The organism is Bacillus sp. SIMBA_074 (assembly GCF_046534555.1).
GTDB lineage: Bacteria > Bacillota > Bacilli > Bacillales > Bacillaceae_G > Bacillus_A > Bacillus_A mycoides.
In genome coordinates, this window is sequence record NZ_JAWRYM010000705.1 from 1 (window position 1) to 263 (window position 263).

Here is a 263-nt window from a genome sequence, read left to right on the forward strand (position 1 = left end):
GTGTTGCCTTATCCACATTTGCCTCGAATTCAACCTGGCGATCACCAAATTGTGAATCATTTAAAAGCTCGATCGTCATTTCTCGTATAAACCCAACGATATCTACATCTTCAAATTGAAAAGGGAGTCGTTGATTGCGTAAACGCATCGTTAAATTTAGGTCATCCAACAAATCTTTCATATAAATGGACTGTCTATTAATAATGGATGTATACTCATACAGTTCCTGTGATGTTAAATCAGTGGCGTTATCCTTCATCAAT

Annotated in this window: 1 pseudogene; it reads right to left on the minus strand. The window is 36.5% G+C overall.

Features of this window, described 5'->3' with window-relative positions:
• Nucleotides 1-263 (minus strand): annotated as a pseudogene (locus tag SB773_RS32610) (sensor histidine kinase); the annotation flags it as partial.